Genomic DNA, 25,367 nt, shown 5'->3' with positions numbered 1-25,367 from the left:
GGTTAACGGTATATTACTCTTTTACCATAAGTTCCGTTGCGTTATTCGCTATTTCCTTGTGGTTCTGCTCCTCTTTCTTTGTATGGCCCAGGTAAGAGGGCAGGTCCATACCAGCCATGTTAAATATATCTTTTAACGGAGGTACCGCCTTGTACATGCCCGATATAAAGTTGGCGGTTGAGCTTTTGTCAGCGCCGTTCTGGCCGTTTTCCCAAACTGTAACCTTATCTATCTTGATGTTCTTGATAGCATCGGTTTGCATTCTTACCAGCTCAGGCAGTTTATCTGAGATGAGCAAGAGCACGGCATCTTTCGGATTATTGCCGGCAGCTTTCACGATCCTGTCAAGGCCTTCCGCCTGTTTGGTCAGGATCTCATACATACCACGCGCCTCCGCTTCCAGTTTCGCATAAATGGCGTCTGCTTCCCCTTTTGCTTTCTCCCTGATCTTTTCGGCTTCGGCCTGCGCTTCAATGATGGCTTTCTGTTTTTGGATCTCAGCGGTTACCACAATGTTCGCGTTTTGAGATGCACGTTCTTTTTCAGCACGTGCATCTTCCGCTTTCTGTTCAGCGAGGTATGCTTCTTCCAAAGCTTTCGCCGCCTGTACTTTTTCAGCAGCGATGGCGCGTTTGAGGGCTTCCGCTTCGCGTTCACGACGGGAAGCTTCTGAATCGGCGATCTGGATCTTTGCCAGGTTTTCCCCCTGTACCGCAATAGAGTTCGCTTCTGCCGATTTGATACGGGTATCTCTTTCTGCTTCTACCTTGCCGATCTGTTCATCTCTTTTTGCCCCTGCGATGAGGATCTCTTTGTCTTTTTCAGCTACGGCGATCCTGGTATCGCGGTCGCGTTGTGTTTCGGCAATCTGTACGTCGCGCTCTTTCTGGGTTTGCTTCAGGCTGATGTCGCGTTCTCTTTCGGCGATCGCTTTACCTATTTCACCCACTTTATCCTGCTCGGCCACGCTTTTCTTTGCTTCATTGATGGCTTTCGCAGAAGCTTCCTTACCCAGCGCTTCAATATAACCGCTTTCGTCTTTAATATCGGTTACGTTTACGTTGATCATTTTGAGGCCGATCTTGTTCAGCTCCGCTTCAACGTTAGAAGCAATATTTGAGAGGAACTTATCCCGGTTGCTGTTGATCTCTTCAATATCCATCATGGCCACTACCAGCCGCATTTGTCCCAGGATAATATCTTTTGCCAGGTCATGGATCTGATCTTGCCGCAAACCCAGCAAACGTTCAGCGGCATTCTGCATAACACCCTGTTCGGTTGATATACCAACCGTAAAGCGGGAAGGCACATCAACGCGGATGTTTTGCTTACTTAACGCATTGGTAAGGTTCACTTCAATGGAAATTGGCGTAAGGTCGAGGAATGAATAATCCTGGATGATGGGCCAGATAAAAGCGGCGCCGCCGTGAATACATTTGGCGCTCAGGTTACCTTCAGTACCATCTTGTGAGCGGCCTACTTTACCGTATACAACGAGCACCCGGTCACTGGGACATCGTTTGTATCGTCTGAACATCGAAATGATAAGGATGAACAGGAACAGCACAGTTCCTGCCACCGCAATGAGAATGTAATCCATACGTGGAAAATTAAGGGTTGATATGTTGGTTGATTTTTAAAAAAGACTATTGTCTGCAACTGTTACCAGTAAAATGCGGTCGTTGATAATGTTCTTTACCCGGATGAGTTTGCCGGTGGCAATTTCTGTTTCATCATCTGTAATGGCCGGCAATTCATGCAGTGTTCCCTGCACTTTAATATGAACTTTACCAACGCCGCCCCTTTTGGCTGGAATAAAAAGATAAGTAGTACCTGTTTTATTGATCGCGTTCTGCATTTGCATGGCGCCATTGTGACGCAGTTTGCTCATATTCTTCAAAATGAACATCATCATTAACACAAGGATGGTTCCTGCAGCCAGGCCAAGCAGAATGGTTGTTATCTTGCTCATACCACTGTAATGGCTGGCAATGCCCACCCAGCCGAACATGGTGAAAAATGCGATCATATTCTTGATCGTAAAGAACTGGTGATCTATACCATCATCGTGGTTTACATCGCTGTCTGCATCACCACCCGTATGATCGGCATCACCGCCCGAAATGGATAATACGCTTTGCAGCAGGTAAAGTGAAGAGAACACAAGGGCAATACCCCAAAGGACCTTTTCGAAGTTCCCGAGGTGCTGCCACCAGTCAGCAATACTTAGTAACATAGTGGTTAAGGGTTTTAATTGAGTGGAAAACGCAGAACGTAGAACGGTAAATGCTGATCGCTACGGTCCTGGATCAAAGCCTGCCTACTCAACGTTCGCTGATGCGGAAAGCAGCATTAAGCGTACCGCATTAAGCGTTTGGTTTTTGGTGTTTCACGTTCGGCGTTCATCATGTTGCATTCTTTTATAATTGGTAGCGGAAATAATGCAAAAATTACAGGCGAGTCCTAAGTTTTCTGATATGCGATTACGGCATCTTTGAGACGTAGTTAGATGCTAACCTTTTGGCAAAATCCAGAAAGGTCAGAATCGAAAGATCCGCAAACCTCAAATCCCCGAAATGATAATTTAATATGCTTGCTGTTTTGTGCTGGTAGTTGCAGCTCAATTATATATTAATTTGCCAGCCATGAAAAGGCTTTTTATTATCTCCATGTTGCTGTTGGGGTGCATGACCCTTTCGGCACAAATTAAATCTTTCCGTTTTATTCATATCAGTGATACCCACGTCGGTTCACCTAATGGATCGGCCGAGGAAGACTTGCGCCGAACCGTTCGGGATATCAACGAACAGCCTGATGTGGCCTTCGTGATCATCACCGGCGATATTACCGAACTGGGCACCGATGCCCAGTTGCTGGTTGCGAAACAGATCCTCGACAGTTTAAAAGTGAAGTATTATATCATTCCGGGTAATCACGACACGGGGTGGAGTGAAAGCGGTGGCGACCATTATACCAGCACCTTCGGTTACGACAAATTTCATTTCGATTACAATGGCGTTCGTTTCATTGGCTGCGCTTCAGGCCCCTATGTAAGAATGAGCGATGGACATATTCCCCGCAGCGCCATTGTCTGGCTCGATAGCCTGCTGGCTAAAACCCCCAAAGACAAGCCCATTATTTTCTGTAATCATTATCCCATTGATAACAGTCTCGATAACTGGTACGAGATCACTGACCGCTTGAAACACTTTAATACAAAACTTATTATTTGTGGTCATGGTCATAATAACCATGCATTGAATTTTGAAGGTATTCCCGGGGTGATGGGCCGTTCGAACCTGCGCGCCAAAGCTGCGGTTGGCGGCTATAACCTGGTGGATGTTTATAATGACTCCGTAGTGTATACCGAGCGCAGGCCGGGCGTTGAAACCCTGCCTTCCTGGACGAAAGTTACATTCAGTAAGATCGATACATCCAAACGTTTTGAGCGGCCTTCCTATGTCATCAATACAAATTACCCTCAGGTAAAACCGAAATGGGTATATTCTTCCGATGCCAATGTGATATCCACACCGGCAGTTGCCAATAACCTCGTGGTTTTCGGAAACCAGAACGGGGTCGTAATGGCTTTGTCGCAAAAAGACGGTAAAAAGAAATGGAGTTATAAAACGAATGGCGCTGTTTTTTCTTCACCTGCGGTGCAGGCCGGAAAGCTGGTGCTGGGCTCAGGTGATGGCCATGTCTATTGTTTAAATGTTAGCTCGGGACAATTGATCTGGAAAGTAAAAACGGATGCTTCAGTGCTGGGTTCCCCGGTGATCGTTGGCGATACGGTTTTCATTGGGGGCAGCGATCATCGTTTCAGGGCGCTGAACTTAAAGAACGGCGCTGCTATCTGGACCTTCAACGGCCTTCAGGGGCCGGTGGTGAGCACCCCTTTGATCTATGGTAATTCAGTGATCTTCGGCGCCTGGGATAAACATTTATATGCAGTGAACAGGAGTAACGGACAGCTGGCCTGGCAATGGAACCCGGGTTTTTCCGTCATCAATTTCTCGCCTGCCGCCTGTATTCCGGTGGCGCATGACAGTGTAGTGTATGTGGTTTGTCCGAACCGAACCTTATACGCCATTGATGCAATTACAGGCAATACATTATGGAAGAATAGTGAAACGCGCGTACGGGAATCGATCGGCATTTCGGCCGATGGTAAGTACGTATACGGAAAAACCATGCAGGATACGGTGGCGGCATATGCTACGAGCCGCACCGAACAGCGGCCTGCCTGGGTAATGAATGCCGGTTTTGGCTATGAGCATGTGCCATCGATGCTGATTGAAAAAGACGGGCAGGTATTCTTTGGTACACGCAATGGCGTGGTATACGCTATTGATCCCGCTACTCAAAAGACCAGCTGGGCTTACAAGATCGATAATTCCATGGTAAATACCATACGGGTGCTGAGTAAGAAAGAATTGATTGCTTCTACCATGGATGGGAAGGTGGTGTTGCTAAGCGTTAAATAATTAATCAATGGCCAATGGTGAATGGTCAATGTCGTTCGGCGGTGCAAGTCCGTTTATTGATCTGCACATTTGCGACCTATTCACTATTTGCTATTGTCCATTCACTATAAAGCATCAGCTACCATCTTCAGGGCAGCTATATATTCCTGTACATAATCGCGGCCTCTGTCAGGGTAACCTTTAATGTTATCGAAAGCATGATTAAGCATCACGTGTGCTTTTTTTGCGTCCTCGTTATCGTAAAAGACCTTCGTCCAGTCGTCGTCTTCCTTATAACGTTTAACGCCAATGCCGCCGCTATAGAACTTAATAGGGGCCAGGATCTTTGTGATATTGAAGTACGGTACTTTGTTGGCTGAAATGTTGGCAAAGTAGGCGGAGTAATAATATAAAACCTGTTTCAGCCGTAATTTAATGGCATCTTCGCTTTCGGCCTGTTGTGGTCTTTCGCGCCATTTATTGATGGCAGGGTCGAAGAGGTCGGGAACGGTATCGTTGGTCCTTAATTTTACAAGGTAGTAAGTGACATACATTGTGTCTGTATTTCTCTCGATCACATTTTCCAGCTGCAGGCTATCGTGCCAGTAATGTTTTACCGAGAACAGGGATTTGTTTTTTTCGATAAGGTATTTATACTGCATCAGGAGTTCCCGTTTGTCGTTGAACACCCAGTTCCCGGTTGTTTTTTCAACCTTGCCTTCGTCAACCGTCACCACGCCTGTAGGTTGAAAGCGAAAGGCGGCCATTTCGAGGTTATTGTATAAAGGCTCCATTACTGAATCGCGGTAATCGTAAAATGCATCGCTGCGTCCGGAGAGGATGATTGCGTTTTGTTTTACCCTGATCATCATCCAGTTGCCGATCAGCGAATCTTTGGTGAAAGGCAGTCCGGTGCTGGCATTATCAGAGCAGGAGTTAAGAATTATGATGGCAGAGAAGAACAGTAATATAGGTTTCATGGGGTTGGGTCTTGAATGGCGATAAAAGTAGCTAAAAAGTAGGGAAAAGGCAACAAGGCAATACAAGGCAGAAAGGCAACAAGGCAATACAAGGCAGAAAGGCAGCAAGGCAATACAAGGAACGAGGCAAAAAGGCAGAAAGGCAACAAGGCCGCCGTTTGAATGCCAATTGCCAGCTGCCAACGGCAACCGCGAACTGCCAACTGCCCACTGCAAACTGCCAACTGCGAATTGCGAACTGCCAACTGCTCACTGCAACCGCCCATACCCCAACAAAAAGGTCCCACCACAACGGTGAGACCTACTTTATTTCAGGTTACAATGAATTAATTACACGAGCATGCGCAGGGGCTCTTCCAGTAAACCTTGCAGGGTTTGCAGGAATGCGGCACCCGTTGCACCGTCAACCACGCGGTGGTCGCAGGTTAGGGTAACTTTCATGATATTACCTACTTTGATCTGACCATCTTTTACAATGGGAACCTGATTAATGGCGCCTACGGCCAGAATGCAGGAGTCTGGTTGGTTAATGATGGCGGTGAATTCCTCAATGCCAAACATACCCAGGTTACTGATGGTAAAGGTGCTGCCTTCCCAATCGCTGGGTTGCAGTTTTTTATCTTTTGCTTTCTTTGCGTAATCTTTTACTTCTGTAGCGATCTGTGATAATGATTTCTGATCGGCAAAACGTACAACGGGTACGAGTAAGCCTTCAGGAACAGCTACGGCCACACCGATATTCACATGATGGTTCATGCGGATGTGATCACCTCTCCAGCTGCTGTTTACCCATGGGTGTTGTTTAAGGGCAATGGCGCAGGCTTTTAATACCATGTCGTTGAAAGAGATCTTAACCGGAGAAATATCATTCAGCTTTGCCCTGCTTTCTACTGCTTTATCCATGTTGATCTCCATGGTGAGGTAGAATTCAGGAGCAGTGAATTTGCTTTCAGACAAACGTTTGGCAATTACCTTACGCATTTGCGATACAGGGATCTCTTCATAGCTTTCCTGACCAGCAATAGCAGGAGCCTTGCCTGGTTGAGGAGCAGCTGTTGCAGCAGCCTGTTGTCCGCCTGCAGCAGGAACGTAATTGTCAATATCTCTTTTAATGATGCGGCCACCGTCGCCGGATCCGGCTACTTTCGAAATATCAATACCTTTTTCTGAAGCTAATTTTTTGGCCAGGGGAGAAGCAATTACGCGGCCATTTTCTGAAGTAGCAGCAGGAGCAGCTGTCTGCGTCTGTGCACTGGCAGTTTGGGTAGTCTGGGCAGCAGCTTCGGGCTGGCTTTTGGCAGCGCCTCCGCTGGTCATCACGCCACCTTTGGCGGCAGCTACGATCTTTTCTACATCTACTTTCTTCTCATCGCCAATGATGCAAAGCAGGGCGTTTACAGGAACCTTGTCGCCTTTTTGTGCACCGATATATAATAATTTACCTTCTTTATAGCTTTCCAGCTCCATGGTAGCCTTATCGGTTTCCACGTCGGCCAGCAGATCGCCTTTTTTCACGTTGTCGCCCACTTTCTTATGCCAGGCGGCAATTACGCCTTCTGTCATGGTATCGCTCAGGCGGGGCATCAGGATCACTTCCTGCATATTGGCCAGATCGAGTGATTCGCCGGCAGGTTTGGCTTCGGCTTTGGCTTCTGTTTTGGCAGGTTCTTCCGGTTTTGCGGGTGCGGCTGAAGCTGCGGCTTTCTGACCGCCACCACCCAGCAGGGAGCTGATGTCTTCGCCGGCGTTACCAATAATGGCCAGCAGATCATTTACCTGTAGTTTTCCCCCTTTCTCAGTACCAATATGAAGCAGGGTGCCATCTTTATAACTTTCCAGTTCCATGGTGGCCTTATCGGTTTCCACCTCAGCCAGTAAGTCGCCTTTCTTTACTTTGTCGCCTACCTTTTTATGCCAGGCCGCTATCACGCCTTCTGTCATGGTATCGCTCAGGCGGGGCATTAAGATCACTTCAGCCATAAATATTTCTTATTTGATATTTCTGATTTTTCGATTTGAGTGGTCGAAATTACAGCAAAATGAGCAATTGGAAAAACCGGTTGCCAGTTACCGGATACCGGTTTCCCGAAACATGCGATCAGAGGAGATTTTAAGTAAATGTCTCCATATTAGAGCTTGTCCGGCCCACAGGCGGGGTCATAGTTGCCGGCTCATGCCATAATTTGTATTATTTACCTTTAAAGGCTCGACGTTAAAGCTGGCGACTGGTACCAGCAAACCGGTAACCGGCATTAATCAAAACCTAATTTCAATTTGCTTCGCAGCTCATTCACCAGCGGATACTGTTCCACCAGCTTCTGGTATTGCTCCTTTGTTGAAAGAGGACGCTCCGTTGGCTCCTGGATGACCGGATTGTCGGTAACGACAATCGTGAACAATAAGGTGCGGTTATTGAAATGCTGCTGCATGTACTCCGACAGTTCACGCCTTTCTCCTTCAATGAATTTCTGCTCCAGGTTATTGTTCGTAACGATCTCGAAAGCGTTCTCGTTAACAATTATCAATTGCGCCAGGTCGAAAGATTGGGCGGCAGGATTCTTATTGTCTTTTAATTTTTGAGAGAAGTTGGCCCAGTGTTCCCGCAATTTATCATACGTCAGCGGAATGACCGGATTGGCATTTCCTACCTGTTTGTTGGCGAATTTCTGGCGGATGGATTCCAGGGTGCCAAGTTTCGCCGCACCGCCCTGGCTGCCCGCGGCAGCAGAGGAAGTTTTGGCGGTCGTTGCCAGTGGCCGGTTCGCCGGCTGCGGCTGACCCGATGTGGGCGCCGATTGCATGGCGTTCAGATAATTCTGTTCCTCTTCTTCCGGACTGATATAATCAACCGAAGGTTCTTCTATCATCAACCTGGCTTCATCGGAGGGCTGGCGATAGGCGGTTGTTGCGTTTTGCTGTGCTTGCGGCAGCGCTCCCGCTTCGGGCTGCTGGCTTCGTGCTTCCGGCTTCTGAGCTCCGGCCGCTGACCTCTGCCCTCCCGCTTCCGGTTTCTGACTTTTGGCTTCTACCATGCCCAGCTTGCGGAAAGCAACCGACTGCGCATTTTCAACTACTTTTTTTTTACCAATACCATCGCCGGTGGCCGTCAGTTCCAGGGCCTGCTGCAGGTAGGTTAATTTTATAATGGCCAGTTCGGTGTGTAATCTTTTGTTGCGGGCGCCTTTGAAATTGATCTCGGCTTCGTTCAGGATATTCAGCGCGCTGATAAGATACGCTACCGGCGTTTTTTGCGCAGTAGCAATGTATTTGTCGCGGAAACTTTCAACTACTTCCAGCAATCTGGCAACTTTTTCATCTTTACATACCAGCAGGTTGCGAATGAATTCTGAAAAACCATTCAACACCAGGTCGCCTTCAAAGCCTTGGCGGTCTATGTCGTCATAGAGCAACATAGCCCCCGCCAGGTCCTGCTGCTGCATGCAGTCGATCATTTTAAAATAATAATCTGCATCCAGGATGTTCAAATGTTCCAGGGTATTCTGATAAGTGACCGTGCCGCTTGTAAAACTTACTATTTTGTCGAGAATGCTGAGCGCATCGCGCATACAACCTTCACTCTTGCGGGCAATTACCTGCAAAGCCGGTTTCTCGGCATTGATCTCTTCTTTTGTACAAATGTGCTGCAGGTGTTCTACCGTATCGTTGCTGGTAATGCGTTTGAAATCGAAGATCTGGCATCGGCTGAGGATGGTGGGCAGGATCTTATGCTTTTCGGTAGTGGCCAGAATGAAGATGGCATAAGAAGGCGGTTCTTCCAGCGTTTTAAGAAAAGCATTGAACGCCGAGGAACTGAGCATATGCACCTCGTCAATGATATATACTTTATATTTTCCGGCCTGGGGAGCAAAGCGCACCTGTTCCACCAGGGAGCGGATATCGTCTACCGAGTTGTTACTGGCCGCATCCAGTTCATGAATGTTCAGCGAAGTTCCTTCATTAAAAGCCACACATGAGGGACAGGCGTTACAGGCCTCGCCTTCCGGCGTAGGCTTCTCACAATTGATGGTTTTAGCCAGAATACGGGCACAGGTAGTTTTACCAACCCCGCGCGGACCGCAGAACAGGAAGGCATGCGCCAGCTGGCGGTTTTTGATCGCGTTTTGCAGGGTGGTGGTAATATGGGCTTGTCCCACGACCGTATCAAAGGTCTGCGGACGATATTTCCGGGCTGAAACAATGAATTTATCCATGGTATGTCGCAAATGTAAGAATAATGTGAAATCCCGGCTAAAGTAGGCACAAGTCACCTTCTTTTGCTGTGAAAGTGGGGTTTAGAAAGTTTTAAAGAAAAGGGGATAAAAATTTGACAACTTAACAGTGTTAAGTATATTTGTGTCGTTAATTAACTATTATGGGCATTGCGGAAAGAAAAGAAAAACAAAAGCAGGATCTGAGAAAGGCAATATTAGACGCTTCCATGAAACTATTTGTGGAACAAGGCTATGAAAATGTTTCCATCCGAAAGATCGCCGATCTTATTGAATACAGTCCAACCACGGTGTACCTGTATTTCAAGGACAAGAACGAGATCCTGTTCAACTTGCATGAAATAGGATTTCAGAAAATGGCTGAATATACGGCCGACATTTTTACAATAAAGAACCCGGTCGTTCGTCTGCACAAAATGGGCGAGTACTACATGAAGTTTGGATTGGAGAACCCCGAATTCTATGATCTGATGTTCATCCTGCAGGCGCCCATGGAAGCTTTACAAACGATAGACAATTGCCAGTGGAAAAGCGGTGACCAGGCCTTGGGCAAGTTGAAGGAGACCATCCAGGAATGCATGGATAAGAACCTGATAGAGAAAGGCGATGTACATGCGATTGCAATGGCGATCTGGGGTATGGTTCATGGTATGGTGGCCCTGGCTATCCGTAACCGCTTCGATAAATTAGTACCCCGGGAAGAAATGGTGCCGATGATGAATAAAGGACTGACCTGGTTGTTAAATGTGCTCGACGCATCCGGCAATAAAACCTAATGGTTTTTTTTGCTTCAATGATTAACACTGTTAAGAATATTTACATCATAAAATAAACAGATCGACTTATGAAAAAGAGTCTATCAGTCCCGATCGCTATCGGGGTTGCGGGGATGTTTTTTGCCTATTCTGCAACTGCACAAACAGTTCTCGATCAATATATTAAAAAAGGGCTGGAAGGAAATCTGGCGCTGCAGCAGAAAACATTCGACCGGCAGAAGGCCGAACTGGACCTGAAACGCGCGAAAGCCTTATTTTATCCGCAGGCCAGCCTCAATTCACAATATACCCTGGCAACTGGCGGCCGTACACAGGATATTCCCATCGGCGACCTCTTGAATAATGTGTATGCTACGCTTAATCAGCTAACCGGACAGAACAAATTTCCGCAGGTGGAGAACCAGTCCATCGCCTTTCTGCCAAACGACTTTCACGACACCAGGCTGGAAGTAGTAGTGCCGATAGTGAATAGAGATCTACATTACAACAAGGCGATCAAGCAGGAAATGATCCATAATCAACAGGCGGATATCGATATCTATAAACGCGAACTGGTGAAGAATATCAAGGAAGCGTATTATCAATACCTGCAGGCCGGTAAAGCCGTTGACATTTATACGAATGCGCTGGCACTGGCCAGTGAAAACCTGCGGGTAAGCGATAAATTAATGCAGAATGCCATGGCCACCAAAGAATCGGTGTTACGAGCAAAAGCCCAGGTGAGCCAGGTGAAAGCCTCTCTGATCGCTGCAAACAATCAGCAGTTAAATGCGGCCGCTTATTTCAATTGTCTTTTAAATCAATCACTGGATGCGCCGATTCTTGCCGATACAACCTTGTTCGAACGGCTGAATACCACTATCAATGCCCCGTTGGAACTGCCGGCGCAGCGGGAAGAGCTGATGAAATTACAAAGCGCTCAAAAAGTACTGGGCACCAGTCTTAAGATGAACCGTAATTACCTGGTGCCTAAACTCAACGCTTTTTATAATATCGGCTTTCAGGGGTTCGGCTTTCACTTCAACAATGATCAGTTCTACCAGTTAGGCGGACTGCAGTTCAAATGGGATCTGTTCAAAAGCAATGATAATAAGTATAAGATCCGGCAATCGGAGCTGGACCTCGAGCAGCTTAACACGCAGTACAAAGATGTAGCGCAGCAACTCACATTGCAGGTGTTTACTTCGGCCGCCAATTACCGTTCGGCCATACAAACCCTGGCCGCACGTACAGATGAAGTGCAAAGTGCTACAGAAACCTATCGTTTTGCAGAAAGGCGGTTCCGTGAAGGGCAGGCCCTGCAATTAGAGCTCATTGATGCCCGCACCCAGTTAACCAATGCCCAGCTGAATTATTCCCTGGCGCAGCTCGCTGTGTTAGCCCGCGCTGCTGAACTGGAAAGGGCGACCGCCTCCTATGATTTCTCATTTTGAGATTTGGGTATTTCGGCATTAGTTCCAATTTGAACCTCACCCCCAGTGCCAAATCCCTAAATCTCAAAATCCGGAAATCTCAAAATCGCACAATCCCAACATTAGCCATTCATTAAGAGCAAACCCCTCATTTAACAAAAATCTTTCAAACTGAAATAAGCGATAAAAATTTTCGAGCAAACTAATGTCGAGTGCGATGGAAATTTTTATGGCAAATTCCATGTGGCAAAAGAAACAATAAAAAAATTATCACATGAAACGCATATTTCTATTGATCCCGGTAGCAGCAAGTTTATTATCAGCCTGCAACGGCGGTTCACAGGCGGACAGTGTAACCGATGAAGCTATTGCCGTAAAACTGCAGCCGGTTACCACTACCCGTTATGCACCGGTCCTAAAATATTCAGGTATTATGGCCTCTACTGCCGAAGCCAGGTTATTGTTCAAAACAGGCGGTATCATTTCAAGAATATATGTAAAAGAGGGCGATCATGTTGTAAAAGGACAGCTGCTGGCAACGCTCAATCTTACCGAAATAAATGCACAGGTGCAGCAGGCTGCGCAGGGTGTTGAAAAAGTACAACGGGATGTGAACCGGGTAAAGAACCTGTACAACGATACTGTGGCTACCCTGGAACAATTGCAGAACGTTACCACCCAGCTACAGGTTGCAGAAGAAGGTTTGCGCATTGCGCGTTTCAACCAGCAATATGCGCAGATCCGCGCCACCGAAAGCGGCACCATTCTGAAAAAACTCATGAATGAAGGAGAATTTGCCAATCCCGGTTCGCCCGTATTCGAATTCAATGGCACAGCGGGTAATGACTGGGTGATCCGCTTTGGGGTATCAGATAAAGACTGGGCTGTATTGAAAAGAGGCGATAAGGCGTCCGTAGAAATAGATGCTTATCCCAACAGAACTTTTACCGGCATCATTACCGAAATAGCCCAGGGCGCCGACATGGCAAGTGGCACTTATGAAATAGAAGTAAAAGTATTACCAGGCGGAGCGCGTTTTGCGGCCGGTTTATTTGCTACCGTGCGTTTACAGCCAGCCGCCGAGCAAACAGTCACCCTGGTACCTATCGGCGCCATTTCCGAAGCAGATGGCAAAACGGGTTATGTGTATACCGTTAATGCCGATGGAAAAACAGTCACCAGGAACAAAGTGACCATCGCATTTCTTGAAAACAATAAAGCGGCCATCGTGAGTGGATTAGACAGTGCAAAAGAAGTCATCACCGAAGGGGTAGGCTATCTGACACACAGATCTATTGTGAAAGTAATACAATAAAACATCGTATATGAAAGAGGATTCTTCTATTGGAAATGAACTGTTGACGGTGTTGAGCGAATGGTACGATCAGACCAATAAAAGACATCAACTCCGGTTTTCAGTTACTGCGCTTTAAAACAATGTTACAAATTCAAACCAGGCTGTTATGAAGATAACTGATTTCTCTGTAAAAAATTATCAGTTCACACTCATCGTGTTTGTGATGCTGATCGCAATAGGTGTTAATTCACTCCTGAACATGCCGCGTGGCGAAGATCCCGACTTTGCAGCGCCCCAGTTCAGTGTCGTGGTGGTGTATCCCGGTACCAGTCCGAAAGATATGGAAGAACTGGTGGTTGATCCGGTGGAAAAGAGGATGAATGAGCTGGATGATATCAAACGTGTCATCAGCCGTATAGATGATGGATTGGCTGTGATCCAGGTAGAGTTCAAATACGAAATGGATCCTGATAAAAAATACCAGGACGTTGTTCGTGAAATGGATGCCCTTCGCAATGAATTGCCAAACGATATCCTGGATATTGATATCCTGAAGTTCAACCCATCAGATGTAAACATCTTGCAAATAGCGCTGTTGAGTGAAACAGCACCTTATAAAGACCTGGAGGAATGGAGCAAGCAATTGAAAGAACGCCTGGAAAAGATTAAAACCTTAAAAAATGTTGACAACTGGGCCTTTCCCCAGCAGCAGGTACGGGTGTCGCTACAGTTGGAAAAACTAGCGCAATATAATATTCCATTGAATAAAGTACTGGGTGCTATTCAAAGCGAAAATGTGAATATCCCGGGTGGCAGTATTGAAATGGGGGAGAAGAAATTCAACATCAAGACCAGCGGAGATTATAAAAGCATCGGGGAGATCAGAAATACCATTGTAAGCAATGTGAATGGAAAGCTGGTATATGTGAAAGATGTTGCGCAGGTAGATTTCAATTATGAAGAACAAACCTATATCGCGCGGTTAAATGGTAAACGTGGTGTATTTGTTACGGCCAGCCGTAAGATGGGCACTAACATTTTCGCCGTTGAAAAAGAAATAAAACCGGTGCTTGACCATTTTCGCAAAGAGCTTCCAAAAAACATCAGCTATGAACAAAGCTTCGATAATGCGCAGAGCGTTCGTACGCGGCTCGGCGGCTTTACCCGGGATTTCGCTATTGCCATATTCCTTGTCTTGCTGACGCTCCTGCCGCTGGGTGTGCGCGCATCCATAGTAGTAATGATATCAATACCCCTGTCACTGGCCATTGGTCTGTTTTTACTCGACCTGTTTGGAATAACCATTAACCAGCTGAGCATTGTCGGCATGGTGGTCGCATTGGGTTTACTGGTTGATGATAGTATTGTGGTGGTAGAGAATATCGAGCGCTATTTGCGCATGGGGTATAGCCGGCGCGAAGCAGCTATGTCGGCCACCAAACAGATCGGTTTGGCGGTGATCGGTTGTACCATCACTTTAATATTTGCCTTTTTACCGCTGATGTTCCTGCCGGAAGGCGCTGGAGATTTCATCCGTAGTTTACCGGCTGCGGTTGTTACCACGGTGCTGGCCTCGTTGTTTGTTTCGCTTACGATCGTGCCGTTCCTATCGAGCCGGATCTTAAGCAATCATGAGAACCCTGAGGGCAATTTGTTCATGCGGGGTTTGAAAAAATTCATTGGTGGTTCCTATCGCCGATTACTGAATACCGCCATTGCCCGTCCGGTTACCACCCTCCTGGTAGCACTGGCCATTTTTGTGGGCTCGCTGGCCCTGGTGCCGGTAGTAGGGTTTAGTGTTTTCCCCGCGTCTGAAAAGCCGATGTTCCTCATCAATATTGAAACGCCTTTGGGCACCAGTTTGCAAGCCACCAACCAGGTAGCCCGGTATGTGGAAAAGGAGATCAACAATATTCCCGATTTGAAGAATTATGCTACCAATGTAGGCCGTGGCAACCCGCGGATATATTATAATGTGATACCACAGAACGAAGTGAGCAATTATGCGCAGCTCTTTGTGCAATTGAAAGAAACACCCCCTGCGGAAAAAAGAGAACTGATAGATGAATTACGGGCAAAATTCAAACATTATCCCAATGCAAAAATTGAAGTAAAGGATTTTGAACAGGGCCCGCCGGTAGAGGCGCCGATCGCGATCCGCCTGTTTAGTGAAGACCTGGATACTTTACGCAGGCTGGCGGCTAGCGTAGAAGCGCTGCTAAAAAAGACACCCGGCACCATTTATGTGAACAATGAGCTCACTACCCTGAAAACCGATCTGCGGGTGAAGGTTAATAAAGAAAAAGCAGGGTTGCTGGGCGTTCCGGTAAATGAGATTGACCGCACCATCCGGATGGCGGTAGCCGGACTGAACATTGGCACTTTCAGAAAAGAGAATGGTGATGAATACAATATTACGGTTACCCTGCCGCGTGAAGAAAGGCAAACCTTCGATGCATTTGGTAAAGTATATGTAAGCAGTTTGACCGGCGCTTCCATTCCCCTGAACCAATTAGCCGATATCCGCTTTGAAACTTCTCCTGTCACGATCAAACACTACAATAAAGATCGCTATACGGTGACCACTGCATTTGTGCAAAGCGGGTACAACACCGGTAAACTAACGGAGGGTATCATAAAGCAACTGGATACCATGCGTTTTCCACCAAATTCGCATTATGTGGCTGCCGGGGAAGTAGAGGCCAGCCAGGAAAGCTTTGGCGGATTAGGCACCATTGTTCTCATAACCATCTTCGGGATCCTGCGTACGCTGATCCTGGAGTTCAAAACATTTCGCGGAACGCTCATAGTGCTTTCAGTAATACCATTGGGAATTATCGGCGCCGTGCTGATGTTACTGGCTACCGGCAACACTTTCTCATTTGTGGCTGTAATTGGTTTGATTGCCCTGATCGGAATTGAAGTAAAAAACTCAATTTTGCTGGTTGATTATACCGATCAGCTTCGCAAACAGGGTATGAGTCTCGATAAAGCCATCCAGGAGGCGGGTGAAACGCGGTTTGTGCCCATTATTCTAACCACCTTAACTGCGATCGGTGGATTGCTGCCACTCGTAATGGAAAATAATCCTTTGTATTCACCACTTGCTTTGGTGATCATCGGGGGATTGATCAGTTCAACTTTATTGACCAGGATCGTAACGCCGGTGCTGTATAAATTATTGGCGCCGAAGATCAGTGAGGTGTTGACAGGTTGATAGCGCAGAGAGCGGGCGCAGGGAGACCGGTGCTGCGGAAAGAAGCGAGTCACGAAAGAAATCCCTACTGGCATTTACTATTGCTGCCAGGTATCGATTCGAATTATTCAAAAATAAGGGTAACAAACCACTTAATCAGGAATTATATCATTTATGAACATACATACCATCTTTGGCGCCAGAGGCGCTGTGGCCGACCAGTTAGTTCCCATCCTAATTAATAACAAAGAGAAACTGCGTTTGGTATCAAGGCAAGCAAGATCAGTAAGCGGTGCGGAAGCCGTTGCCGCAGATGCTACCAATTACCAGCAGACCCTGAACGCCATCAAGGGGTCATCCATTGTATACCTGTTGATAGGTTTGCCTTACGATAGCCGCATCTGGGCGGCACAATGGCCATTGATCATGACCAATGTGAGCAATGCCTGCAAGGAAACGGGGGCAAAACTTATTTTCTTCGATAACGTATATATGTATGGAAAGGTCAATGGGTGGATGAGTGAAGAAACGCCGCTCAATCCCTGTAGTAAAAAAGGAGAAATAAGGGCTCGCATCGCCAACCAATTGCTGCAGGAAAGCAAAGCAGGTAAGCTCCAAGCCATGATCGCACGCAGTGCAGATTTTTATGGCCCTATCGGATTTAAGACCAGTGTGCCGAACCTGCTGGTGATCCAGAACCTGTTAAAGGGAAAGAAAGCGCAATGGCTGGGCAATGCAGACCAACCGCATTCCATCACCTATGTGTCCGATGCGGCAAAAGCGCTTTACCTGTTGGCCAACCGGCCCGATGCCTTCCATCAAACCTGGCATTTACCAACAGCCAGTGAGCTGATTACCGGGCGGCAGTTTGTGCAAGAGGCCGCTGCGCTACTGCAAAAGCCTAATGGCGTGACTGTGATCCACAACTGGATGCTGCGTGTAGCCGGTTTGTTCAATCGTACCATGAAAGAATTAATAGAAATGAATTACCAGAACGAATATCCTTACCTGTTCAGTTCAGAAAAGTTCAACAATGCCTTTGGCTTTACGCCCACATCCTATTCTGAAGGAATAAAAGAAACAGTGCAGTGGGCTTTGAAGCAATAGACAACAAGACAACAAAGCAACAAGGCAATAGGCAACAAGGCAAAAGGCAATAAGGCAACAAAGCAACCAGGCAATAGGCAACAAGGCAACAAAGCAAAAAGACAAAAGGCAGAAGGATGCAAAGCTGGTTAGCAGATCCTGGCTAAGGTGCGGGACAAGTTGAGAATGAAGGATCCATTGCCTATTCACCAATTTCTCCATTCACCCTTCATGACCAGTAAGGGCAACGAATAATTACTCCCTCTTTAGGGGCTGGGATGAGGCCGGGGGAGAATCAGCTCACCATAGGGTGTGGCTTATAAGGCCGGGTTCTGTCGAACAGATATCGATACGTGGTCAATACCCGGCTGCGGAAAGTATCGCCCAGGCCGGCGGCAACGTTCAGCATTTTGGGATTGAAGTCGCCGATCCATTGCATTTCATATTCGGTATAGGGCGTTTGCCATTGAATCACCTTGCCCGATTCAACGATCATATAGGCATCGATGCCCTTGCCCTGAAATTCAGGAACAATACCAAATACCAGCCCGGTGCATTTTTTACAGGGTTTGGTTTTTTTGATCCAGAGGAATTTCAGCTTATGGAACCAGCTGAACTGACCGTTCAGGTATTTGAACCATTGGTTGAGGTCGGGCAGGTTAATGAACATGGCGATCGGCTGTTCTTTGTGGTAGGTGAACCAGATGATCCGTTCGTCCATGACTGGCTTCATTTTATTGAACATCAGCAGTACCTGGTCTTTTTTCAATTCCTTCAGACCGCCGTGACCGGCCCAGGCCTTATTATATATATAGGCAAAGTCGCCGGCGAATTTGCCGAGTTGTTTTTTATCGATGCGGATACAGCGGTAATCGGGGGTGGCATAATGCGCATGCCGTTCATGCAGTTTGTCGCTCAATTTCTTTTTCGGGTTCAGGCCGAAGCAGATCTGGTTAAAGAAAGGGCGGAACCCATAGGTCTCGAACAGCTGGCGGTAATAGGGTGGGTTATAGTTCATGCAGTACAGAGGCTCCTGGAAGCCTTCGGTCACCAGGCCCCACCAGCGGTCGCGTTCCCCGAAATTAATGGGGCCGTCCATGGCTTCCACGCCGCGCTGCATGAGCCAGTGTTTGGCAACATCAAAGAGCATGTCGGCGGCGGACTGGTCATTGATACAATCGAAAAACCCGATACCGCCTACGGGGAATTCATCTCCTTTGTTCCTGTACTTTTTATTTACGAATGCGGCAATGCGGCCAAGATATTTTCCATCGGGGCCGACTAAGATCCAGCGGGTGCATTGGCCATGCCGGAAGCTTTTATTTTTTTCGGGATTGAAAACTTCTTCCACATCCTTATCGAGGGGGCGGATGTAATTCGGGTTGGACTTATTTAGTTCAACGTTTACCCTAATGAAATCTCTGGCTGTACTTGATGTCGTTACTTCAATTAATTGCATGTTCGGCTATAAGGATATCGCAGTGTCCGTTTTCAAAGTACAAATAAAGCGAAAAAGCGCTAATAAAGGCAAGAAAAGGGAATGAGGCATAGAGAAGGCAAAGAGGCAAAAGGCAAATGGCAAAAAGGCAAAGAGGCAAAAGGCAAATGGCAAAAAGGCAAAGAGGCAAAAAGGCATAGAGAAGGCAAAGAGGCCCCGGCACCCGGCAACTGGCACCCGGCAACCGGTAACCGGTAACTGGTATCCGGTAACCGGCCCTCTAACCTGAAACCTGTAACCGGTAACTGGCAACCGGTACCCGGTAACTGGCAACCGGTACCCGGTAACTGGCAACCGGTACCCGGTAACTGGCAACCGGTACCCGGTAACTGGTAACCGGCAACCGGCAACTGGCCCTGAAACTTGTAACCTGTAACCTGAAACCGCGGCAACTGGTAACTGGTAACCGGCAACCAGCACCCGGTAACTGGTAACCGGCAACCGGTAACTGGCAACCCTCCAAAAAATGTCACCGTTTAAAATACCAAATTATCCATCCATCACTTACCTTTGCAGCCGAAATTAAAAAGGCTGCTTTGAATTGTAATTAAAGCGTTGAAAATCAAAGTAGTTAAATAAACGCTCACGCAAAATCAAACTATTATATGCCAAATGTTGGTAAGATCAAGCAGATCATCGGTGCTGTAGTAGACGTGCAGTTTGAAGGAAAACTCCCTGAAATTTATAATGCGCTTGAATTAAAGCGCCAAAATGGTGAAGTGCTGGTGCTTGAAGCGCAGCAACACCTGGGTGAAGACAGCGTTCGTTGTATCGCCATGGACGGTACCGAAGGTCTGGTGCGGGGAATGGAAGTAGCAGATACCGGTGCTGCCATTGCCATGCCAACCGGTGAAGCAATTAAGGGCCGTCTGTTCAATGTGACCGGCGATCCTATCGATGGTTTGCCTGCTGTTCCTAAAGTTGGCGGCCGTCCCATTCACAGCAAACCCCCGGCATTTGAGAACCTGAGTACTTCCCAGGAAGTATTATTCACTGGTATCAAAGTAATTGACCTCATCGAGCCCTATGCAAAAGGTGGTAAGATCGGTTTATTCGGTGGTGCCGGTGTGGGTAAAACAGTATTGATCCAGGAGCTTATCAACAATATCGCAAAAGCATATTCCGGTTTATCAGTGTTTGCCGGTGTGGGTGAAAGAACCCGCGAAGGAAACGATCTGATGCGTGAAATGATCGAAGCCGGCATTATGAAATACGGCGACGATTTCAAACACAGCATGGAACATGGCGGCTGGGATCTGAGCAAAGTGAACATGAAAGAGCTGTCTGATTCCAAAGCTACCTTCGTATTCGGACAAATGAACGAGCCCCCAGGCGCCCGTGCCCGTGTGGCCCTGAGTGGTCTGACGATCGCTGAGTACTACCGCGATGGTGACGGACAGGGCAAAGGCCGCGACATCCTCTTCTTCGTTGATAATATCTTCCGTTTCACCCAGGCCGGTTCTGAAGTATCGGCGCTGTTGGGACGTATGCCTTCTGCGGTGGGTTACCAACCTACCCTGGCTACAGAAATGGGTTTGATGCAGGAGCGTATCACTTCAACTAAAAACGGTTCAATCACTTCCGTACAGGCGGTTTACGTACCTGCGGATGACTTGACCGACCCCGCTCCGGCTACTACTTTCGCCCACCTGGATGCTACTACAGTATTGAGCCGTAAAATCGCCGACTTAGGTATCTATCCTGCGGTTGACCCCCTGGATTCTACCAGCCGTATCCTTACGCCGCAGATCGTGGGTGATGCTCACTATAACTGCGCTAACCGCGTAAAACTGATCCTCCAACGTTATAAAGAATTACAGGATATCATCGCCATCCTCGGTATGGATGAGTTGAGCGAAGAGGATAAACAAACTGTATTCCGCGCCCGTAAAGTACAACGATTCCTGTCACAACCATTCCATGTGGCTGAGCAGTTTACCGGTCTGAAAGGCGTACTGGTACCCATCGAAGAAACGATCCGTGGCTTTAACATGATCATGGATGGTGAAGTAGATGATTATCCGGAAGCAGCTTTCAACCTGGTAGGTACGATCGACGACGCTATCGAAAAAGGTAAGAAACTGTTGGCGCAGGCCCAAGGTTAATTAGCTGATTAGCTAATTTGCTAATTAGCTAATGCTTAAACGCGGCCTTCAATTTTGGAATATTTGAGAGCTGACATAATATTAGTCTGTTGCATAGAGATAATTAGCATATTATCACATTAGCAAATTAGCACATTATGAATTTAGAGATATTAACTCCGGAGAAAAAGCTGTTCAGTGGTGAAGTGTATGGCGTTCAACTGCCAGGTATAACCGGTTTGTTTGAAGTGCTTGACAAACACGCTCCGCTGGTAAGCGCGCTTAAATCGGGCCGGGTAAAAGTGTTAAAAGATAAAAGTAATCACCTGGCTTATTACGATATCCAGAGTGGTTTTGTAGAAGTGCTGAACAATAAAACTACCGTGCTGGTAGAAGGCGCTACTACGGCAGAATAACTTACTTTCAGCTAGATTCAATTATATCTTCCTCCCGGCTTTGGTCGGGAGGATTTTTTTTGGCCACAGCGCAAATAGTGCTTTAGGCTAAAGCTGAAGGTTCAGGCCAAAACGCAAAAAACGCACTGGTGGCAAATAACTGAAAGCTAAGGGCAAAACACTCCAACCAACGCAAAGGCAAAGCCGTCCTGCCGGGCAGCTCCAAAAAAAATCTCCTACCAAAAGGCAGGAGATCCTACTGTTGATAGCTAAACACAACTGTTCAATATAAATGTAGATCAGGCATTCTCTTGAATTACTGTTGAAGGCTTGTTGGCCATGCGCCAGATGTCATACAGCAGATCGGATTTATCGGCTTCCGTAGCCAGCTGCATTTCTGCCGGTATAACCAGCTTGCCTTCTTTTTGCGTTTGCCAGCTGATACCGGCCGGAGCCAGGAAATGATTGGCGGCGGCATTGGTCGTCAATTTTTCCGCTTCGTATAATGGCAACGCGCGGTACCCTACGAGCGACAGGTCGCCCAGCCAAACGTTCAGTAATTGCGGTAGTTCATCGAGGCTGGTCTTGCGCAGGAACAAACCGATCTTACTGATCAAAACCCCATTTTTTATTTTACCGGCATCCTGGATGATCGTATTGAACCTGTACAATTGGAAGATGCGGTAACCACGGCCGGTGCGGATGGTAGTATACAATACAGGGCCTCCGGTATCCAATTTAACTGCCAGCGCTATCAGCAGCATCAGCGGCGCCAGCAAGGCCAGGGTTACTGATGAAATGGCGAGGTCAAGCCCTCTTTTCAGCAAGGCGCGTTTACTCGCATACCTGGGGAAAGAAGTTTCTACCTGGCAGCTTTCGGGCGCTTGTAAACGCTTTTGTTTCATCTTTTGCAAAAAGCCCAGTTTACGCTCCAGGTCAGGAGCCGTGAACTCATGCAGGAGCAACAGCTCGTCAATAAACGTATATGTTTTCAATTTGGCTAAAACTTCATTGGATAAGCCGGAGGCTTCCACAACGAAAGGAATGCTGGCCATTATTTTATGGCTGTAAATGAACTGGTGCAGTGCTACCAAACGGTCTGTGCCCAGGGATCCGTCGGCAATAATGACGTCGGGGATGGTAACCGCATCCTGTTTCTTTAATAATCTTTTTAATGTGAAAATGGCGCTGTCGACCGACACACTGGAATAACCGAATGCAAAATACTCCTTTAGTTGTTCGGTATAACGGGCTTGGGTACCTACATAGAAGAACTGCAACTTCGTAATGTCAGTTGGTTCTTCAGCTACAGGCAAACTGTAACGTTTGTATGTATTAATAATTTTTTTCGTGGGTAGAATTGTTAGATCCATAGAAGACATTTTAATTGTTCAATCCCGGTTATTTCCCGGCTTTCACTTTAGTGCACATGCGAAACTGGTGCCACCCTGCTCATAACTTTTTGAACTGTTTCGTTTAATTCAAGCGGATTAAATGGCTTCGTATAATAATCTGCAATTCCATATTGCAGGCATTTGGCAGCAATTACCTCTTTGTCGAGGGATGATAGTACAATGAGAGGAATATCCCGGTAAATAGCGCTGGATGTAAATTCGGCGATCAGTTCCCAATCCTGCACATCTGACAATTGCGGGTCAACGATGATGAGATCGGGTAATTTTTTCTTTGCTAACCAGAACATGGCCGAACAGGCATCAGGGGCGGTAACAACCTGGTGATCTTTTCCCAAAACCGTATGTAACAGAAACCTGATCGCTTTGCTATCGTCAATAGCCAGTATGCTTCTTCTCATTCTTGTACGTTAAATGCTGAACAAAAGAATTAACCGGTTTCTATAAGACATACAGATGCATACGGTCCGCACAGGAATTGGACTACATACTCGCGGACATATGAATGCCGGGAATAATATACAATAGGAAAAACGGCTTTACAGGATTGTTAGATTAACTTTCTACTTGGTGATAGTGTTAACCAGTTTGTGGGGAATTTCTAAGGATTTGTGGTGTTGATAAGCTACAAATAATTAATCCTTACGGCTTTCAATGGATAGGCACAATAAAAGTAATAACAAAACCCAATAAATGCAATACCCCCCGGTACCCATCCCTCGCATGTTTTTAATTAACCAGTTGTAAGGTGCTCTTTAAGTGCTTATTAGATAAAGGAGTGATTCTCGTCAGTATTTATCCACAGACGCTGCTGTTCCAACGCTAAAAGCGCCTAACTGATTAATTATCACATAGTATTTTCTGCTATTATCAACCTTTTAACATTAAGTAAATCGGAAAAGATGCAAATTGAGGTAGTTTGAAAATGTGAAAATTAAAAGTAGCTATGCTGGGATGCAGCCTTTTATTCCTGCGGAACCTAAGGCCATTTGCTCATTTTCTCATCGGCACATTTTCACATTTGCTTTTTTACAACTTGTCCCGGCCAAAGTCGGGATTTCCTAATTTGCATCTTAAATGATCACTATGAAGAAATATTTATTGACTGCCTGCTTATTTGCCCTTGTTAGTGTGGCGGCTTTTGCCCAGGATGAAGAGGAGGAGCCGGTGAAAAAAGGTTTTGATAAAAGTAAGCTGTTCTTTGGAGGTAATTTCGGCCTCGGTTTTGGAAGTGTGTCTACCTTAGTAAATGTGTCGCCGCAAATTGGTTACCGGTTCAACCGCTACCTGGCGGCCGGTGCAGGCGTTAATTTCATCTATTCAAGCTACAAGTACCAGTGGGAAGGTTATAAAGAACAATTTGGGGTGGCGGGTTTGAATATCTTCGGCCGGGTATATCCTATAGATTATATTTTTTTACAGGTGCAGCCTGAAGCCAATTTTACCTGGGTGAAATACAAGTTTGACGATGGCAGGCCTGATGTTAAGCTGGATGATAAGATCGTGCCCTCTTTACTGGGAGGCATAGGCGCCGCCATACCTGCCGGCCGCGGTGCATTCATCGTAATGGCCCAATACGATCTCTTGCAGAACGAACGCAGTCCCTACGGCAACCGCGCCTTTTTTAACTTCGGATATAATCTCGGGTTTTAATTTATAATGTGCTGATGTGCTAATTAGCTAATGTGCTGATACATATCTTCGCCGGACATTTTCTGAGTAATAGAGGTGTAGTGTGTTAACCTGATGCACAGAAAACATTAGCACATTATCACATTAGCAAATTAGCACATTGCTCTATCGATCTGTATAGTTAACACTTCTATCAAAACACGTTAAAGAACGCGATCATCCAATTTTATTAAAGATCTCCACCGGTGTGTCGCAGAAGATGATCCTTTCTTCCGGCAGCTCATACAGGAAGCCTTCTTTCAGCAGATGTTGCAAATGCAGCTTAAGGTGGGTGTAAAAGCCTTCGGTATTTAATACGTAGATCTTTTTATCATGGATCTTAAGCTGATTCCAGGTGAGCATTTCAAAGAGTTCATCGAGGGTGCCAAAGCCGCCGGGCATAACAATGGCGGCATCGCACATCTCATACATCATCTTTTTTCGGGTATGCATATCAGGCACCACAAACAGCTCCGTCAGTCCTTCATGCTGATTTTCCCACTCAATAAGTATTTTCGGAATTACGCCCATCACTTTACCGCCATGGGCCAGCACAGCATCTGCAATGGCGCCCATCAATCCCGATTTGCCACCACCATACACCAAGCGCAGGTTCAGCAAAGCGATGAGTTTGCCGAGTTCTGCTGCATGTTTCATAAAGATGGGGTTCTGTCCGGTCTTCGATCCGCAAAAAACTACTACCGATTCTATCTTCATGCTGGCTGATTTTAGTGCAGGCGTCGATTGTTAAAAAATGCCTGTCAGCGGCTAAGATAAATGGATTATCAGCAATAGTAAAACACAATTTTGCTATCTTCAGACCTTCAGTTTGAAAGGAAGATCGTTGCATGCGGCGCCCTTCACC

General features: G+C 46.6%; 20 protein-coding genes. 10 read left to right on the top strand and 10 right to left on the bottom strand.

The features are described 5' to 3' along the window. Window positions 1–13: 13 nt before the first annotated feature. Together JT717_RS06035 and JT717_RS06030 are read right to left on the bottom strand one after the other, a co-directional pair. Complete coding sequence (locus tag JT717_RS06035) at window positions 14–1,600, bottom strand: flotillin family protein (RefSeq protein WP_205509301.1); 1,587 nt, start codon at window positions 1,598–1,600, stop codon at window positions 14–16. 36 nt (window positions 1,601–1,636) lie between these two features. Then, window positions 1,637–2,236, bottom strand: coding sequence for a hypothetical protein (locus JT717_RS06030; protein WP_205509300.1), 600 nt, complete (start codon window positions 2,234–2,236; stop codon window positions 1,637–1,639). A gap of 409 nt (window positions 2,237–2,645) precedes the next feature. Between JT717_RS06030 and JT717_RS06025 the strand changes: the two genes are divergently transcribed. Further along, on the top strand, window positions 2,646–4,487 hold the full coding sequence (locus JT717_RS06025; protein WP_205509299.1) for an outer membrane protein assembly factor BamB family protein: 1,842 nt from the start codon (window positions 2,646–2,648) through the stop codon (window positions 4,485–4,487). 104 nt (window positions 4,488–4,591) lie between these two features. Here the strand turns inward: JT717_RS06025 and JT717_RS06020 are convergent, their stop codons facing one another. From JT717_RS06020 to JT717_RS06010, 3 genes are all read right to left on the bottom strand, one after another. Continuing rightward, entirely contained in the window at window positions 4,592–5,446 is an 855-nt protein-coding gene (locus tag JT717_RS06020; protein ID WP_205509298.1) for a hypothetical protein, read from the bottom strand. Between the two features lie 330 nt (window positions 5,447–5,776). Further along, window positions 5,777–7,426, bottom strand: a complete 1,650-nt coding sequence (locus tag JT717_RS06015) for a pyruvate dehydrogenase complex dihydrolipoamide acetyltransferase (protein WP_205509297.1) — start codon at window positions 7,424–7,426, stop codon at window positions 5,777–5,779. Between the two features lie 272 nt (window positions 7,427–7,698). After that, window positions 7,699–9,657, bottom strand: a complete 1,959-nt coding sequence (locus JT717_RS06010; RefSeq protein ID WP_205509296.1) for a DNA polymerase III subunit gamma/tau — start codon at window positions 9,655–9,657, stop codon at window positions 7,699–7,701. Between the two features lie 161 nt (window positions 9,658–9,818). Between JT717_RS06010 and JT717_RS06005 the strand changes: the two genes are divergently transcribed. The 5 genes from JT717_RS06005 (at window position 9,819) to JT717_RS05985 (ending at window position 17,463) form a co-directional block, all read left to right on the top strand. Then, on the top strand, window positions 9,819–10,451 hold the full coding sequence (locus tag JT717_RS06005; RefSeq protein ID WP_205509295.1) for a TetR/AcrR family transcriptional regulator: 633 nt from the start codon (window positions 9,819–9,821) through the stop codon (window positions 10,449–10,451). A gap of 68 nt (window positions 10,452–10,519) precedes the next feature. Next, window positions 10,520–11,884, top strand: coding sequence for a TolC family protein (locus tag JT717_RS06000; RefSeq protein WP_205509294.1), 1,365 nt, complete (start codon window positions 10,520–10,522; stop codon window positions 11,882–11,884). Between the two features lie 253 nt (window positions 11,885–12,137). Beyond that, the gene (locus tag JT717_RS05995; RefSeq protein WP_205509293.1) at window positions 12,138–13,178 is read left to right on the top strand and encodes an efflux RND transporter periplasmic adaptor subunit; all 1,041 of its coding nucleotides are present in this window, start codon (window positions 12,138–12,140) and stop codon (window positions 13,176–13,178) included. A gap of 148 nt (window positions 13,179–13,326) precedes the next feature. Further along, entirely contained in the window at window positions 13,327–16,377 is a 3,051-nt protein-coding gene (locus JT717_RS05990; protein ID WP_205509292.1) for an efflux RND transporter permease subunit, read from the top strand. Between the two features lie 153 nt (window positions 16,378–16,530). Continuing rightward, on the top strand, window positions 16,531–17,463 hold the full coding sequence (locus JT717_RS05985) for an NAD-dependent epimerase/dehydratase family protein (RefSeq protein ID WP_205509291.1): 933 nt from the start codon (window positions 16,531–16,533) through the stop codon (window positions 17,461–17,463). Window positions 17,464–17,737: 274 nt separating this feature from the next. On the opposite strand, the gene JT717_RS05980 is transcribed toward JT717_RS05985, so the two are convergent. Then, window positions 17,738–18,901: a hypothetical protein gene (locus JT717_RS05980; RefSeq protein WP_205509290.1), complete on the bottom strand. Its 1,164-nt coding sequence runs from the start codon at window positions 18,899–18,901 to the stop codon at window positions 17,738–17,740. 81 nt (window positions 18,902–18,982) lie between these two features. Between JT717_RS05980 and JT717_RS05975 the strand changes: the two genes are divergently transcribed. Further along, on the top strand, window positions 18,983–19,138 hold the full coding sequence (locus JT717_RS05975) for a hypothetical protein (RefSeq protein ID WP_205509289.1): 156 nt from the start codon (window positions 18,983–18,985) through the stop codon (window positions 19,136–19,138). 22 nt (window positions 19,139–19,160) lie between these two features. Here JT717_RS05975 and JT717_RS05970 read toward each other — a convergent pair whose 3' ends face one another. Further along, window positions 19,161–19,403, bottom strand: a complete 243-nt coding sequence (locus JT717_RS05970; protein WP_205509288.1) for a hypothetical protein — start codon at window positions 19,401–19,403, stop codon at window positions 19,161–19,163. Window positions 19,404–19,545: 142 nt separating this feature from the next. On the opposite strand from JT717_RS05970, the gene atpD reads away from it, so the two are divergent. Further along, entirely contained in the window at window positions 19,546–21,045 is a 1,500-nt protein-coding gene (gene atpD / locus JT717_RS05965) for a F0F1 ATP synthase subunit beta (protein WP_205509287.1), read from the top strand. A gap of 137 nt (window positions 21,046–21,182) precedes the next feature. Continuing rightward, window positions 21,183–21,440, top strand: a complete 258-nt coding sequence (atpC, locus tag JT717_RS05960) for an ATP synthase F1 subunit epsilon (protein ID WP_205509286.1) — start codon at window positions 21,183–21,185, stop codon at window positions 21,438–21,440. 278 nt (window positions 21,441–21,718) lie between these two features. Here the strand turns inward: atpC and JT717_RS05955 are convergent, their stop codons facing one another. Both JT717_RS05955 and JT717_RS05950 read right to left on the bottom strand, forming a co-directional pair. Then, on the bottom strand, window positions 21,719–22,792 hold the full coding sequence (locus tag JT717_RS05955) for a sugar transferase (RefSeq protein ID WP_205509285.1): 1,074 nt from the start codon (window positions 22,790–22,792) through the stop codon (window positions 21,719–21,721). Between the two features lie 47 nt (window positions 22,793–22,839). Further along, entirely contained in the window at window positions 22,840–23,232 is a 393-nt protein-coding gene (locus JT717_RS05950) for a response regulator (protein ID WP_205509284.1), read from the bottom strand. Window positions 23,233–23,917: 685 nt separating this feature from the next. Here JT717_RS05950 and JT717_RS05945 point away from each other — a divergent pair. After that, window positions 23,918–24,484 carry a hypothetical protein gene (locus JT717_RS05945; RefSeq protein ID WP_205509283.1) on the top strand — a complete coding sequence of 189 codons (567 nt, stop codon included), beginning with the start codon at window positions 23,918–23,920 and terminating at the stop codon, window positions 24,482–24,484. Window positions 24,485–24,679: 195 nt separating this feature from the next. Here JT717_RS05945 and JT717_RS05940 read toward each other — a convergent pair whose 3' ends face one another. Beyond that, window positions 24,680–25,219: an LOG family protein gene (locus JT717_RS05940; protein ID WP_205509282.1), complete on the bottom strand. Its 540-nt coding sequence runs from the start codon at window positions 25,217–25,219 to the stop codon at window positions 24,680–24,682. Window positions 25,220–25,367 lie beyond the last annotated feature (148 nt).

It is taken from the genome of Longitalea arenae (assembly GCF_016924755.1).
GTDB classification, from domain to species: Bacteria; Bacteroidota; Bacteroidia; order Chitinophagales; family Chitinophagaceae; genus Niastella; species Niastella arenae.
The sequence above is the reverse complement of the archived record's forward strand: the minus strand, read 5'-3'. Positions and strand labels throughout refer to the sequence as shown.

Excerpts from the sequence above, each read along its gene's own strand:
- JT717_RS05995 (WP_205509293.1), top strand. The coding sequence starts at position 12,138 with ATGAAACGCATATTTCTATTGATCCCGGTAGCAGCAAGTTTATTATCA.
- JT717_RS06035 (WP_205509301.1), bottom strand. The coding sequence starts at position 1,600 with ATGGATTACATTCTCATTGCGGTGGCAGGAACTGTGCTGTTCCTGTTC.
- JT717_RS05940 (WP_205509282.1), bottom strand. The coding sequence starts at position 25,219 with ATGAAGATAGAATCGGTAGTAGTTTTTTGCGGATCGAAGACCGGACAG.
- JT717_RS05990 (WP_205509292.1), top strand. The coding sequence starts at position 13,327 with ATGAAGATAACTGATTTCTCTGTAAAAAATTATCAGTTCACACTCATC.
- JT717_RS05945 (WP_205509283.1), top strand. The coding sequence starts at position 23,918 with ATGAAGAAATATTTATTGACTGCCTGCTTATTTGCCCTTGTTAGTGTG.
- JT717_RS06015 (WP_205509297.1), bottom strand. The coding sequence starts at position 7,426 with ATGGCTGAAGTGATCTTAATGCCCCGCCTGAGCGATACCATGACAGAA.
- JT717_RS06010 (WP_205509296.1), bottom strand. The coding sequence starts at position 9,657 with ATGGATAAATTCATTGTTTCAGCCCGGAAATATCGTCCGCAGACCTTT.
- JT717_RS05950 (WP_205509284.1), bottom strand. The coding sequence starts at position 23,232 with ATGAGAAGAAGCATACTGGCTATTGACGATAGCAAAGCGATCAGGTTT.
- JT717_RS06025 (WP_205509299.1), top strand. The coding sequence starts at position 2,646 with ATGAAAAGGCTTTTTATTATCTCCATGTTGCTGTTGGGGTGCATGACC.
- JT717_RS06005 (WP_205509295.1), top strand. The coding sequence starts at position 9,819 with ATGGGCATTGCGGAAAGAAAAGAAAAACAAAAGCAGGATCTGAGAAAG.
- atpD (WP_205509287.1), top strand. The coding sequence starts at position 19,546 with ATGCCAAATGTTGGTAAGATCAAGCAGATCATCGGTGCTGTAGTAGAC.
- JT717_RS05955 (WP_205509285.1), bottom strand. The coding sequence starts at position 22,792 with ATGGATCTAACAATTCTACCCACGAAAAAAATTATTAATACATACAAA.
- JT717_RS05975 (WP_205509289.1), top strand. The coding sequence starts at position 18,983 with ATGAGGCATAGAGAAGGCAAAGAGGCAAAAGGCAAATGGCAAAAAGGC.
- atpC (WP_205509286.1), top strand. The coding sequence starts at position 21,183 with ATGAATTTAGAGATATTAACTCCGGAGAAAAAGCTGTTCAGTGGTGAA.
- JT717_RS05980 (WP_205509290.1), bottom strand. The coding sequence starts at position 18,901 with ATGCAATTAATTGAAGTAACGACATCAAGTACAGCCAGAGATTTCATT.
- JT717_RS06020 (WP_205509298.1), bottom strand. The coding sequence starts at position 5,446 with ATGAAACCTATATTACTGTTCTTCTCTGCCATCATAATTCTTAACTCC.
- JT717_RS05985 (WP_205509291.1), top strand. The coding sequence starts at position 16,531 with ATGAACATACATACCATCTTTGGCGCCAGAGGCGCTGTGGCCGACCAG.
- JT717_RS06030 (WP_205509300.1), bottom strand. The coding sequence starts at position 2,236 with ATGTTACTAAGTATTGCTGACTGGTGGCAGCACCTCGGGAACTTCGAA.
- JT717_RS06000 (WP_205509294.1), top strand. The coding sequence starts at position 10,520 with ATGAAAAAGAGTCTATCAGTCCCGATCGCTATCGGGGTTGCGGGGATG.